Genomic DNA, 13799 nt, shown 5'->3' on the forward strand with positions numbered 1-13799 from the left:
AATCCCCGGCTGCATTTTGGTAGCCGGGGATTCGTTACAACAGGAGTCAATTATGGATATCGGACAAATTGCTAGTAGCGCCAAGGCAGGTACACGAATCGATCCGCAACCGTCGCCAGTCAGCAGCGCGGTAAATCCTGCAGCCAAAGCAGTCTCTTCCCCCGTGCTCACTACCGGAGCTGTCCAGCAACCGGATGCCGCCAACGCGCAAAGCCAGGTCGGCCAGGCATTGCAAAGCATCAACAAAGCATTGCAAGGTTTATCTTCCAACCTGGAATTTACAGTCGACTCAGACAGCAATCGCACCATCGTCAAGGTTGTTGATCAACAGACGAAGGAAGTCATACGCCAGATGCCGTCTCTCGAAGCGCTCGAAATTTCCAAGGCCCTGGATAAGTTGCAAGGGCTGTTGGTGAAGCAAAAAGCATAAATTGCATCAAACAGACGGGTAATTCACCCTCTTACCTTGGGCTTACCCTCGTCTGCCTTCCTATATATTGTGGTTTTTCTCTAGCAGGAGAAGCAAATGGCCGTTTCATCAATCGGCGTTGGCTCCGGTTTACCCCTCGACACCTTATTGACCAACCTCATGACGGCTGAAAGTCAGCCTCTGACGTTGATGGCGCAAAAGGAAGCGAGCTATCAAGCCAAGTTAACCGCTTACGGCACTCTCAGTGGCGCACTCAGCGCATTTCAGACAGCGATGTCATCGCTGGGTAAAAGCTCGACTTTTGAAAACCTGCAAACCACAGTAGCGGACAAAACCATCCTGAGCGGTACTGCCAGCACCAAGGCGGCAACCGGTAACTATCAGATCAATGTCACACAACTGGCGCAGGCGCACAGTCTTTCCACCGCAGGACAAACCAGCAAAACCGCCCTGATCGGCACTGGCGCGACCACCACGCTGACCTTCCAGTTCGGTACCATCAGCGGCGGCACCCTGACCGACGGCGTATATAGCGGCGCGACCTTCACGCAAGACGCCAAGCAGGCGACCGGTACCGTCACCATCAAGAATGGCGACAACTCGCTGCAAGGCATACGCGATGCGGTCAATGCAGCCAATATCGGCGTGACCGCGACTCTGGTTTCCAACGGTAGCGCGGCACCTGATCACCTGGTCTTCACATCGAATAAAACCGGTGCGGTTTCCAGCATGAAAATCGATGTGGATGGTGATCCGGCTTTGCAAAGCCTGCTCGGATACGATCCGGCCGGCACCCAATCGCTGAAACAAAACAGCGCAGGACAAAACACCCAGTTGACGGTGAACGGCTTCTTCGTCGATAGCCCGACCAATGAAGTCAAGGAAGCGATACAGGGCGTTACCCTGAATGTTTCTAAAATCGGCAACACCACCATGAGCATCGCCAAGGATACGGCGGCGGTAGAGACCAGTGTCAAAGCGTTTATCAAGGCGTATAACGATCTCACCGGTACCATCAAAAAACTGACCGCCTACGATGCAACTACCAAGACTGGTGGCCTGCTGGTTGGCGACTCGACGGCTCGCACCATCCAGGAACAACTCAGCAAGACACTGTCGGCTTCACTGGAAGGATTGAGCAATACGAATATGTCCTTGCCGCAGCTCGGCGTGACCGTGCAACGCGATGGCACACTCGCGCTGGACTCCGCCAAGCTTAGCAAGATGATGGAGACCAACTACAACGATATCGCGGGTCTGTTTGCGACGGTCGGTAAAGCAACCGACAGCCTTATCAATTTCAATGCTTCGAGTTCGGCAACCAAGGCTGGCAGCTACGACATCACAGTCACCAAACTGGCCACCCGCGCCGAGATGACAGGCACTGTCAATCTGAATGCCGGCAGCACCACGATTTTGCCAAACACGAAGATGAACATTACGCTCGATGGCGTATCGTCCAAGATCAACCTGACTGAAGGTACCTATACCGCGAAAGAACTCGCAGCGATGGTGCAGTCCGCCATCAATGGTGCGTCCGAAATTTCAAAGGCAGGTTCAAAGGTAACCGCAACCATAGACAGCAACGGTTTCCTGAATTTGCAATCGGACCGTTACGGTTCCGCTTCCAAAATCAGTATTAACTCAGAAACCGGCACACCAGTCTCTGCTTTGCTCGGCTCTGTATCCAGCGGCACCAACGGCGTCGATGTAGAAGGCACCATAGGCGGCATGCTGGCTACCGGTTCCGGCCAGATCCTGAGCGCAGCCAAAGGCTCGGACGCAGCGGGACTGAAGATAGAAGTTATCGGCGGTACCTTGGGTAGCCGCGGCAAAATCGACTTCTCGCAAGGCTATGCCGATCGTCTGAGTAAATTGACCGACAGCTTCATCGGTACTGACGGCCTCATCGCCGGCAACACCACCAGCCTCAACAGCAACATCAAACGCCTGACGGACGATGCAGATGCGTTCAAAATCCGCCTGGCTGCGATTGAGGCACGTTATCGCAAGCAATTCACCGCTTTGGATACCCTGGTTTCCAGCATGCAGTCGACACAAAACTATCTGACACAACAGCTCGCCGCGATTGCTGCAAATAGCAGCTCGAGCAACTAAGGCTACGGGAGACATCAATGTTTGGATCATCGCAAAGCGGAGCAAACGCCTATGCCAAGGTTGGCATGGAAACTGGCGTCATAGCCGCCAATCCGCACAAGCTCATCATCATGCTGTTTGAAGGTGCGCAAATCGCACTCAACAACGGCCTGCAGCAGATGCAGGCCGGGAATATCCCGGAAAAAGGCAAAGCCATTTCCAAGGCCATCATGATTATCGAAAACGGCCTGCGCGCCAGTCTCGACAAATCGGTGGGCGGCGAAATCGCCATCAATCTTGATGCACTGTATGAATACATGGGCGGACGTCTGTTACTCGCTAACCTGAATAACGACCCGGCCATCATTCAGGAAGTACAAACCCTGCTCAACGATATTAAAAGTGCATGGGAAGAAATCGCTCCGCAATCCGCCGCACCGGCACCGGTGAACGGATTGCCAGGACAAATACAAGCATCTTCCTACGATGCACTCGCGCCTAACATGTCCCGTTTAATGAAAGCCTGATCGATGATGAACGAACAAGAAATCATTTGTCTGTACGAAAACGTTGCGACCATAACCGATCAGATGCTGGCGGCAGCACGCAGCGGTGACTGGGAAGAACTGACGGCGCTGGAACAACGCTGTGCGGCGCAGGTAAGCATGCTGAAAAGCGGAGAGACGCCAGTGGCATTGAGCGGGGCAGAACGTGAACGCAAGGTCGAGATCATTAAAAAGATCCTGGCTGATGACCGTGAAATCCGCAACATCACCGAACCGTGGATGGCCAAGCTGTCCATGCTCATCAATAGCACCGGGACTGAGCGCAAACTCAATCACGCCTATGGTGCCGGCGGTCGCTCGAATTAATCCGGATTAACTTATGCTGCCACGGGCCGATATCACAGGTACCCGGCCCGTAATCTTGATCGAGGCAACCACGCCGGCAACGGCGTTGGGACAAGCCAAACAGGAATCACTAGACCGGCTCATCCAGCTTACGCTTGGCAAGGAATACCAGGCGCAAGTGTTGTCACGCCTGGCGGACGGTAACTTCCTCGTCAAGATCAACAATGCACCCGCCAGCATGGCGCTGCCACCCGGCACCAAAGCCGGTGACACGGTCGACCTGACGCTGCTGGCAGTGCAGCCGCGCCCTACTTTCCTGCTTGGCAAACCCGATCCCGGCGCGACCACCTCGCTAAGTAATGCCGGCCGCCTGATCGGCAATATGCTGCAACTGGCACAGGAAGGCAGCATGCCGACTACGCTGGTTGGCAAGACCCCCCTACTGAACACGCCGGGTGCGCCGGCACCGCAAATAGCCGGCGCCTTGCAAAACGCGATTGCCTTCAGCGGACTTTTTTATGAATCACACGTCGCGCAGTGGGCACTCGGTGCACGCCCGGCGACAGACTTATTGCGTGAACCGCCAGCCAAACGCGTCGCTACCTCACTCCTCGGTACGCCGCAACCGGCCCCGGAACCGGAACCGGGGACCGGCGGCGATTTGAATCGCCTGGTCAACAATTTGCGCGGGCTGGTGACTGGTGAGCGCACCCAGCCGGCAGATGCACAAAAGGCGGCGGTGTCGGCACGCAGCGCAGACCTGCAGGAAGCGATTGCACCTATAAGCAGCAAACAACCCGAATTGGCGGGCACCGAAGCCGTCAAACTGATCAGCCTGCAACTCGATACGCTGGAACAGCGACGCATCATGTGGCAAGGCGAACTATTCCCCGGGCAGCCGCTGGAATGGGAAATTTCGGACGAAACGCCACAAAAAGGCAAGGAGCAAGCCGAGCCGGAGCAGGTATGGAACAGCACAGTACGGTTTTCCTTGCCGACGCTGGGTGCGGTATCCGCATCCGTCAGGCTGGTGGGAGATAAAGTACAGATACAGGTGAATACGCCCAGCGCGGAAACCGCCAGCGCCCTGCGCACGCATGGCGAATCACTGGCGGACGCACTGGGTGCAGCAGGATCACCGCTGGAATCATTCCTGGTAAAACAAGGGGGATAAGCAGGATGGACAAGCCCACCCCACCCCAGCAAGCCGTCGCGCTTGCCTACCAGAGTAATGACTCGGCGCCACGCGTAGTAGCGAAGGGGCGCGGTGCAATTGCCGAACAAATCATAGAGCGCGCCAAAGAACATGGCGTCGCCATCCATGAGTCGAAAGAATTGGTGGCACTTTTATTGCAAGTCGAGCTGGATGAGCACATTCCGCCTGCCCTGTACCGGGCGGTGGCGGAGCTTCTGGCATGGTTATATCGCGTTGAGGCTGCCCAACAAGGCGGCGGCAATGTATCATGATTAGTTGCAATTTTTAGTGCCGGTGAATTACCTACGGTTTTAAAGAAATAATAATGACACTTGTAAGCGACCACGAAAATGACGACTTGAACCCGTTCCGGGTTCGCTCGCGCCGGGAAGTTATTGCCCTGCTGCGCAGCATAGGCGAGCGCAATCAGTTGGTCAGGATGGTCATCAATCACGGTGCCGACACGATTGTTACATCCATCCTCCACATCGACGAAACAAACGACACCGTACTGCTGGATTGCGCACCGACCGCCATCATGAACCAGCGTGTGCTGGACAGTAAGCGACTGTCGTTTGAAACCGTGCTCGAGAATATACGGATACTGTTTACCGCACCATCCGCTGAAGCCTGCATTTACGAAAACCTGCCGGCTTTCGTGATTGAATTGCCGACCAGTGTGATCCGTTTGCAACGGCGCGAGTTTTATCGTGTGCCAACGCCGTTGACGGCACCTGTCTCCTGCATCGTGCCTTATACCAGGGAAGGCGTGACTACCGAAATCGCCACCACGCTGCACAACATCAGCGGCGGCGGGATTTCCATCGTCGATGAAAAGAAATTGCTGGGTACGGCCATCGGTCTTACTTATGATAATTGCAAGATTGATTTGCCGGGTAGCGGTGTGATCAGCGTTTCGCTGCAAGTTCGCAATGTGCTGGAACTGACGCTGACCAATGGTAAAAGCATCAATCGTCTGGGTTGCGAATTTATCCGCCCATCCAACGGCACCCTCGCCGTCGTACAAAAGTACATCACCAAGATCGAACGTGAGCAAAATGCTAAGGCGACCGGGCTCGGTTAAACCCGGATCGGCCCTGGTACTGAAGTAAATACGGAACGGGATACTGCAGGAAGGATGCCGCGCAATGCGGCATCTGTAGACAAGGTGTGCTGAAGGAAGATTGCGAAAGGCTTTTCAGCCCCGCCCTAAACCTGCATATTCATCATTTCCTGGTAGGCGGACACCAGCTTGTTGCGTACCTGCACCGTAGCCTGGAATGAAATACTCGCCTTTTGCATAGAAACCATCACATCTGACAGATTGACGGTGTCATCTCCCATCGAAAACTTCTCGCCCATTTGATTGGCAGTGCTCTGCGCACTGGCGACGTTATCGAGCGACGCCTTCAGCGCCTGCGAAAAGTCGGCACGGGTTGCCGTCTTTTCCGGTTGTGCCATACCGCCCAGCGGATTAACGCTAGGCTGGGAGCGCGCCGCAGCTGCTCTGAGCTGTGCGACCATTGCATCTATCGCGCTTGAATCAATTCCACCGACTTTCATCATTCTCTCCATCTTGTTGCTTGCAAGCACTATAATTGCCTAAGCTGATCTTGATCTGTTGCCCACAAGGGTGTTCAAACTACCTCGACAAGTTATCACGCACCCTGATTTGGATCGGGCTGATAAGCCATAGAAATATTGCTCTATTCCAAAGATTGAAATTCCCCGCAAGCCCGACAATTCAAGCTACGGAAAAAAGCTTGAATAGCGAGAACAGCGATGAATACACCAATCCGATTTGACGATAGCCACGCAGGAGCACAATCATGGCAGTAGTCGTAGCAGGCGAAGGCGGTCTGCCACCTGGCGTTCCCGCCGAGGCAAACGCCAGCCCTAATATGCAGAACTCCTTCATGGATCTGGCGAAATCACCGAACGGACGCAAAGTCATGCTGATGTTGGGTAGCGCAGCCGTGATCGCCGTCATGATCGCACTGGTGCTGTGGAGCCAAAAGCCGGAATACAAGGTGCTTTTCTCCAATTTCTCGGATCGCGACGGCGGCGCCATCATGTCGTCACTGCAAGCATCCAACGTTCCTTATAAATTCGCCGAAGGCGGCGGCGCCATCCTGGTCCCGGCCGATAAAGTTCACGAAATCCGTTTGAAACTGGCTGCTGAAGGCTTGCCTAAAGGCGGCGGCGTCGGCTTCGAGTTGATGGAAAACCAAAAGCTGGGTGTTTCCCAATTCCTCGAACAGGTCAACTTCCAGCGTGCACTGGAAGGCGAACTGGCCCGCTCTATCCAGTCCGTAGGTGCAGTACAGGCCGCACGTGTTCATCTGGCGATGCCGAAAGCATCGGTCTTCGTCCGTGACCAGCAAAAACCAACCGCTTCCGTCTTGCTTAACCTGCGTCAGGGTCGCGCCCTCGATCAGCAACAAGTCAGCGCCATCGTCCACCTGGTCGCCAGCAGCGTGCCTGAGTTGTCGCCGAAAAACGTCACCATCGTCGACCAATCCGGCAACCTGCTGTCAGAAACCAACAAACCTGCTGGTTCCAACACGCTGGATCCTTCGCAACTGAAATATGTGCAGGAACTGCAGCAAAGCATCACCAAACGCATCGAATCGATCATTACACCTATCGTCGGTGCGAATAATATCCGTGCGGAAGCCACTGCAGATGTCGATTTCTCTACCAGCGAACAAGCTGCAGAAATCTACAAACCGAATCAGATAGCGAACAGCGCCACCGTACGCAGCTTGCAAACCAGCGAATCCCGCGGCAACGGTAATGGCGCTTCCGGTGTGCCGGGTGCATTGACGAATCAGCCTGCACCCAACGCTACCGCACCATTGACGGCACCACCGCTGGCTGCAGACGGCACGCCATCGACTGCAACCAATCCACCAGCTCCCGGCACACCTGCCGCAGCGGCGGCTGCAGCGGCCGCCACTGCAGCAGCGAATTCGCAGCCGACACAGAAAGACACGACCACCAACTTCGAAGTGGATAAAACCGTCCGCTACGTACAGCAACCTATGGGTGGCCTGAAACGTCTGTCGGTCGCAGTCGTCGTCAACTACAAACGCGTGGTGGCAAAAGACGGCAAAGTCACTATTGCCCCGCTGAGCGAAACAGAGAAGAACCAGATCACCGACCTCGTCAAAGAGGCGATGGGTTACAACAAAGACCGTGGCGATACGCTGAACGTCGTCAACAGCCCGTTCGCCGGCGTGGAAAAAGACGAAATCGTCCAGCCACCACTGTGGGAACGTCCGGAAGTCATCGAGATGGCAATCCAGGCAGCCAAGTATCTGGCGATCGGCATCATTCTCTTCATGCTCTATCGCAAAATGTTGAAGCCTATGCTCAACAAGCTGAATCCGCCGCCACCGGAACCGCTGTCGCTGGAAGATGAAACTGCAGCAGCGGTGGAAAAAATGCATCTGGAAGAAGATGGCAAACCGATGGGCATACAAAATACGTATCAACAGAATCTGGAAGCGGCCAAAGAGCTGGCCAGAAAAGATCCTAAAGTCGTCGCAAACATTGTGAAATCGTGGGTGGGAAATGATTGATAACGGCGTACATAAAGGTGCCATCCTGATGCTCGCACTCGGTGCTGATGAAGCCGCCGAAGTGATGAAGTACCTGGGTCCGCGCGAAGTGCAAAAACTGGGCGCAGCCATGTCCACGATGAAAGCGATCCAGAGCGAAGAACTGGTTTCGGTGCTCAGTGAATTCCGTGCTGAAACCGAGAAAAACACCTCGCTCGGCCTGGATTCCGACGACTACATTCGCGACGTACTGACCAAGGCATTGGGCGATGACAAAGCCGCTTCCCTGCTCAACCGCATCCTCGGTGCACGCGATGCCAGCGGCATCGAAAGCCTGAAGTGGATGGATGGCCAATCGGTCGCCGACCTGGTGCGCAACGAACATCCGCAAATCATTGCAACCATCCTGGTTCACCTTGAGCGTGACCAGGCATGTGAAGTGCTGGAACGCTTTACCGAGCGTCTGCGCAACGACGTCGTCTTGCGTATTGCGACACTGGACGGCGTGCAGCCAGCCGCTTTGCGCGAACTCAATGAAGTGCTGACCAAGCTGCTGACCGGTAATGAAAACCTGAAGAAAAAACCGATGGGCGGCGTACGCGCTGCAGCGGAAATCCTCAACTTCTTCAGCGGCGAAAACGAAATATCCGTCATGGCCAATCTGAAAAGCTATGACAACGACATGGCGCAAAAAATCATGGATGAGATGTTCGTCTTCGACAACATCATGGACATCGAAGATCGTGGCATCCAGTTGCTGTTGCGCGAAGTCCAGTCCGAATCGCTGATCGTTGCCCTCAAAGGCGCGACACCGGAACTGCGCGAGAAATTCTTCAAGAATATGTCGCAACGTGCGGGTGAAATGATGCGCGAAGATCTGGAATCCAAAGGTCCGGTGCGTCTGTCCGAAGTCGAAACCAATCAAAAAGAAATCCTGCAAATCATCCGTCGCCTGGCTGATGAAGGTCAGCTGACGCTGGGCGGCAAAGCGGAAGATGCTTATGTCTAACGTCATCCCGAAAGAGCGCCAGTCGGCTTACCAACGCTGGGAAATGACTTCGTTCAACGAAGTAAAGCCCAGCACCAAGGCAGAACCGTTCAGGGATCATGCCGCCGAGCTGGCAGCCGCCAATGCAGCTGCCGCCGCCCACACTGCGAATATCGCGGCGATGGCCGAGCAAATTGAAAATGCACGTGCACAAGCTCATGCGGAAGGCTATGCCGCCGGGATGGAAGAAGGCCGCAATGCCGGCCTGGCCGAAGGTCGGGCGCAGGCGGCGCAGGAAAAGCAAACCTTGCTGGATATTGCCGACACCTTTGGTACCGAAGTAGCACAGGCCAATGAATTGATCGCCAGCGATATGCTGGATCTGGCACTCGATCTGGCTAAAGCGATGCTGAAAACTGCGCTCAATGTGCGCCCGGAACTCATCATTCCGCTGGTACGTGAAGCCATCCATTACCTGCCGACCTTGCAACAACCTGCGATGCTGCATTTGCATCCGGACGACGCCGCTATCATCGCCAGCCACCTCGGTGATGAACTGAGCAGCGCCGCCTGGCGCGTAGTCGAAGATCCGCATATGGATAGAGGCAGCTGCCGCGTCGAAACCGTCACCAACCAGATCGACGCCACCACCACCACCCGCTGGCAACGCATCGCCGCGGCCCTCGGCAAAGAATCTGACTGGCTGATCTGATGCTGACCGATCATCCCAACAGTGGTCGCTGGCAAGCCTATCTGCGCGATTGCCGCATGCTGCTGGACATCGCCGAACCGATGCAGGTATCCGGCCGCATCACCCGCGTCGCCGGTCTGGTCATGGAAGCCGTCGGCCTCAAACTTGCAGTCGGCAGCGCCTGTACAGTGCCGCTCGCAAACGGCGCGCGCATAGAAGCCGAAGTCGTCGGTTTTGAAAATGACCGTTTGTTCCTGATGCCGCAAAGCGATGTTGAAGGCATCGTTCCCGGTACCCGTGTGTATCCGGTCGAAGTGGTGCAATCGCTGCCGCGTCCTGGCGCCGTTACGCATCCACGCCGCCGCCCGAGTGACCGTGGCCGCCATCTGCCGGTCGGCATCGAACTCCTGGGCCGTGTGCTGGATGGCGCCGGTCGCCCGCTGGACAGCCTCGGGCCGCTGAACGCGCTCCATGCCGCACCACTGAATGTACGTGCCGCCAATCCTCTGTCACGTGCGCCGATTACCGATGTGCTGGACGTCGGCGTGCGCGCCATCAACAGCATGCTGACGGTAGGCCGTGGCCAGCGTATGGGCCTGTTCGCAGGCTCCGGCGTCGGTAAGAGTGTCTTGCTCGGCATGATGGCGCGCTACACCACCGCCGACGTGATCGTGGTCGGCCTGATCGGCGAACGGGGTCGTGAGGTCAAAGAATTCATTGAACAAATCCTGGGGGCGGAAGGCCTGGCGCGTTCGGTCGTAGTCGCGGCCCCGGCTGATACGCCACCGCTGATGCGCCTGCAAGGTGCGGCTTACGCCACCGCCATCGCCGAACACTTCCGTGATGAAGGCAAGGATGTCTTGCTGATTATGGACTCGCTGACCCGTTACGCAATGGCGCAACGTGAAATTGCGCTGGCCATCGGTGAGCCTCCGGCCACCAAGGGTTACCCACCTTCGGTCTTTGCCAAACTGCCGGCGCTGGTCGAACGCGCCGGTAACGGCAAGGAAGGCGGCGGCTCAATCACGGCGTTCTACACCGTACTGACCGAGGGCGACGATCAACAGGATCCGATTGCCGATTCTGCCCGCGCCATCCTGGACGGCCATATCGTGCTGAACCGTTCACTGGCCGAAGCCGGCCACTATCCGGCGATCGACATCGAACAATCGATCAGCCGTGCGATGCATAACATCACCACGCCCGAACATCAGAAACAGACACGCAAGCTAAAACAGCTGACTTCGCGTTATCAACGCAATCGTGACTTGATCAGCGTGGGCGCTTATAGTGCAGGTTCCGACCCTGTGCTGGATGAGGCAATTGCCCTGAACTCGAAAATAGAGTCATTTTTGCAACAGGATATTACCGAACGGTGCGGCATAAACGAGAGCTTGGGGCAACTTGCCTCGCTATTCGACTGATTGCCGCAACCCTGCAAAAAATATAATTAGTCACAAATGGCGACATCTACTGCATTAGACACATTGATCGAACTGGCGACCAAGGAAACTGACGAGGCCGCCAAACGCCTTGGAAAATGCATGAAGACGGCCGAAGAAAGCGAACAAAAACTGGCCTTGCTGGTGCAATACCGCGATGACTACGCGGCGCGTTTCCAGCAAAACCTGAGCACTGGTTTAAGTGCGCTCGGCTACCAGAATTACCAGCTCTTCCTCGGCAAGCTGGAACAGGCAATCAGCAGTCAGCAATTGGTAGTACGCGACGCCCATCTGCGTGTAGGACGCGAACGTTCAGCCTGGCAAGCCAGCGAACGCAAACGCATGTCCTACGGCACGTTGGCCAATCGCGCAGAGAAAGCCCGGCAATTGCAAGAAAACAAACGCGACCAGAAGCAAACTGACGAACACGCGGCAAGAGCCCTGCTCTACAAACGATAAACGATCTAGACGGACGCATAACGATGAACACTACAGCAGTCAACAGCCCACTCACCGTATTGCAGGCACCGGTACCCGGCAGCAAACCGGACAGCGCGCCCAGCGCTGACGCAGGATCATTCAATCAAGTGTTGTCGCGCGAAATGTCCAATCGGGGCAATACCACCAATAACGCCAGCGAAGCGAGCAAGAATCCGGGCAAGGATACATCGGCCAATCAGGGCGACAAGACCAAAACCGATACCGGCCCGACCACTGAAGCTGCCAAGCCTGCGGAAGACGGCAAAGTCGCCGCACCGGAAACCAAAACTGAAGATCTCGATAACGAACCCGTCACCGTATCGGCAGAATTGCTGGCCTTCGTCGCGGCGCTGACGCAAGCCAATACTGCAACGGTCGCAAGCACCGCACCTGCGGCCAGCGCGGATGCCGAACTCGGCGTCTCGGTCAAAAGCGACACTGAAGTCGATAGCGCAGTCGATACCAAACTGAATGGCAACCTGCTGACCGCCGCGGCCGATAGCGAAAAAGAAGCCATCGGCAAGAAATCCGACTTTGTGGCGGCACTGGATAAAGCCAGCAAAGGCGGTGCAGATGCCAAAAACACACCTGCTGCCGCAGCCACCCCGGCCAAAACCGAAATCGACCTCGCTACTGCCATCACCCAGGGTGCGAAGGCACTGGAACCGGCTACTGTCAGCAATCCGCAAAACGTGGCAGCCGTCACCGCTGCCGCCTTGCAGCAGTTAAACGATGCGCAAGGTCCGCAATCCAACAAGATCGCACCGCAAGTCGGCAACCCCGGCTGGGATCAGGCTATCGGCCAGAAAGTCTTGTGGATGGTGCAAGGCGCACAGCAAAGCGCCACCCTGACCCTGAATCCGCCCGACCTCGGCCCTATGCAGGTAACGGTACACGTCAATAATAATCAGGCAACCGCCAACTTCACCGCACATCAGCCTGAGGTACGGCATGCGCTGGAAGCAGCGATGCCGCGCCTGCGCGAGATGCTCAATGATGCAGGTATCCAGCTGGGCCAATCAAATGTCAGCGCCGGCACGCCGAATCAACAGGGTGGCTTTGGCGAACAACGTCAAAGCAGCGGCACGCGCCAGTCGAATCAGATTGATATCGCGGATGCTGCAGTCCACGTCAGCCATGTTCCGACGCCGGCCAGCAGCAACGGCCTGGTCGATACCTTTGCCTGATCCCGGGCCAGCCAGGGGATGCACCACACACATCCCCTGCCCGCTTCCCTGAAACATCTTCCTCAGCAATCAGGGCAGTCGCCGAACTGCAACGTCGGCGCGATCATCTGAAAAATTCATACAGTTTTCGTCTGACAGCGATGTTTGCCGCAATTAATAATGGTTTAATAGCGACTGAAGCTTGGCTTCGGTTGCGCTACAGCGTCGAACCGGAGCCGGCCAGAAGAATCGACCCAGGCCCGGAGAAGGCGAATACGTCGATATGCGTCGTGTTCCCCTCTCTTTTCAATGCATCCTGTGTGTCGTTTTTTTTTAATAATGGCATGTGACTTAAAAAACTCATGTCGTACTTGAGGAAAGACAGATGGCAACAGCAGCAAAAGGCGCTAAAGCAGGCGCAGACGCAGCGGATAAACCGAAGAAGTCCCGCTTATTGATCATCATCCTGGCCGCACTGATCGTGCTCGGCGGTGGTGGCGGCGCGGCTGCCTGGTATTTTCTCGGACAGAAAACGGAAGCGCACGCCCCCAAAGCAGTTGATGCCGTCGATCTGAGCAAACCTCCGGTGTTCTTGCCGATGGAAGCTTTCACGGTCAACCTGCAACCTGAGAATGGTGAACAATTCCTGCAAACCAGCTTCACGCTGCAAGTATCGAATCAGGCGCAACTGGATTTGATCAAGTTATACATGCCGCATGTGCGTAGCCGCCTGCTGCTTTTGTTGTCCGGTAAAAAGGCATCGGAAATCCTGACCGTGGACGGCAAGAACAAACTGTCCGACGAAATCATTGCTGTCTTCAAACAGCCATTCACGCCACAAGGCCCTACCGTGAACGTTACTAACGTTTTATTTACTTCATTCGTCGTGCAATAAA

General features: G+C 55.7%; 15 protein-coding genes. 14 read left to right on the forward strand and 1 reads right to left on the reverse strand.

The genetic code is table 11. The annotated features are described in order from the left end of the window. Nucleotides 1-52: 52 nt before the first annotated feature. From DBR37_RS13600 to DBR37_RS13630, 7 genes are all read left to right on the forward strand, one after another. Nucleotides 53-430: a flagellar protein FlaG gene (locus DBR37_RS13600; protein ID WP_124575030.1), complete on the forward strand. Its 378-nt coding sequence runs from the start codon at nt 53-55 to the stop codon at nt 428-430. Between the two features lie 96 nt (nt 431-526). Further along, nucleotides 527-2548 (forward strand): flagellar filament capping protein FliD, encoded by a 2022-nt coding sequence (gene fliD, locus DBR37_RS13605; protein WP_124575031.1) that lies wholly within the window; start codon nt 527-529, stop codon nt 2546-2548. A 17-nt stretch (nt 2549-2565) separates the two neighbouring features. Beyond that, entirely contained in the window at nt 2566-3054 is a 489-nt protein-coding gene (gene fliS, locus DBR37_RS13610; protein ID WP_124575032.1) for a flagellar export chaperone FliS, read from the forward strand. A 3-nt stretch (nt 3055-3057) separates the two neighbouring features. Then, on the forward strand, nt 3058-3399 hold the full coding sequence (locus DBR37_RS13615) for a flagellar protein FliT (RefSeq protein ID WP_124575033.1): 342 nt from the start codon (nt 3058-3060) through the stop codon (nt 3397-3399). A 13-nt stretch (nt 3400-3412) separates the two neighbouring features. Next, nucleotides 3413-4552, forward strand: a complete 1140-nt coding sequence (locus tag DBR37_RS13620) for a flagellar hook-length control protein FliK (protein WP_124575034.1) — start codon at nt 3413-3415, stop codon at nt 4550-4552. Nucleotides 4553-4557: 5 nt separating this feature from the next. Further along, nucleotides 4558-4845 carry an EscU/YscU/HrcU family type III secretion system export apparatus switch protein gene (locus DBR37_RS13625; protein ID WP_124575035.1) on the forward strand — a complete coding sequence of 96 codons (288 nt, stop codon included), beginning with the start codon at nt 4558-4560 and terminating at the stop codon, nt 4843-4845. A gap of 53 nt (nt 4846-4898) precedes the next feature. Then, on the forward strand, nt 4899-5657 hold the full coding sequence (locus tag DBR37_RS13630; RefSeq protein ID WP_124575036.1) for a flagellar brake protein: 759 nt from the start codon (nt 4899-4901) through the stop codon (nt 5655-5657). Between the two features lie 125 nt (nt 5658-5782). Here the strand turns inward: DBR37_RS13630 and fliE are convergent, their stop codons facing one another. Further along, on the reverse strand, nt 5783-6136 hold the full coding sequence (gene fliE, locus DBR37_RS13635) for a flagellar hook-basal body complex protein FliE (protein ID WP_124575408.1): 354 nt from the start codon (nt 6134-6136) through the stop codon (nt 5783-5785). A gap of 266 nt (nt 6137-6402) precedes the next feature. Between fliE and fliF the strand changes: the two genes are divergently transcribed. From fliF to fliL, 7 genes are all read left to right on the forward strand, one after another. Then, nucleotides 6403-8157: a flagellar basal-body MS-ring/collar protein FliF gene (gene fliF / locus DBR37_RS13640; RefSeq protein WP_124575037.1), complete on the forward strand. Its 1755-nt coding sequence runs from the start codon at nt 6403-6405 to the stop codon at nt 8155-8157. Then, nucleotides 8150-9145 (forward strand): flagellar motor switch protein FliG, encoded by a 996-nt coding sequence (gene fliG, locus DBR37_RS13645; RefSeq protein ID WP_124575038.1) that lies wholly within the window; start codon nt 8150-8152, stop codon nt 9143-9145. Before fliF ends, fliG begins: the two co-directional genes overlap by 8 nt. Continuing rightward, entirely contained in the window at nt 9138-9836 is a 699-nt protein-coding gene (fliH, locus tag DBR37_RS13650; protein ID WP_124575039.1) for a flagellar assembly protein FliH, read from the forward strand. The genes fliG and fliH overlap by 8 nt, the downstream gene beginning before the upstream one ends. Beyond that, the gene (gene fliI, locus DBR37_RS13655) at nt 9836-11239 is read left to right on the forward strand and encodes a flagellar protein export ATPase FliI (RefSeq protein ID WP_124575040.1); all 1404 of its coding nucleotides are present in this window, start codon (nt 9836-9838) and stop codon (nt 11237-11239) included. Before fliH ends, fliI begins: the two co-directional genes overlap by 1 nt. A 36-nt stretch (nt 11240-11275) precedes the next feature. Further along, complete coding sequence (fliJ, locus tag DBR37_RS13660; RefSeq protein WP_124575041.1) at nt 11276-11716, forward strand: flagellar export protein FliJ; 441 nt, start codon at nt 11276-11278, stop codon at nt 11714-11716. Nucleotides 11717-11739: 23 nt separating this feature from the next. Continuing rightward, nucleotides 11740-12924 (forward strand): flagellar hook-length control protein FliK, encoded by a 1185-nt coding sequence (locus DBR37_RS13665; RefSeq protein ID WP_124575042.1) that lies wholly within the window; start codon nt 11740-11742, stop codon nt 12922-12924. A gap of 364 nt (nt 12925-13288) precedes the next feature. Further along, nucleotides 13289-13798, forward strand: coding sequence for a flagellar basal body-associated protein FliL (gene fliL, locus DBR37_RS13670; protein ID WP_124575043.1), 510 nt, complete (start codon nt 13289-13291; stop codon nt 13796-13798). The last annotated feature ends 1 nt before the right edge of the window (nt 13799 follow it).

It is taken from the genome of Herminiimonas sp. KBW02 (assembly GCF_003852535.1).
Taxonomy (GTDB): Bacteria; Pseudomonadota; Gammaproteobacteria; order Burkholderiales; family Burkholderiaceae_D; genus Oxalicibacterium.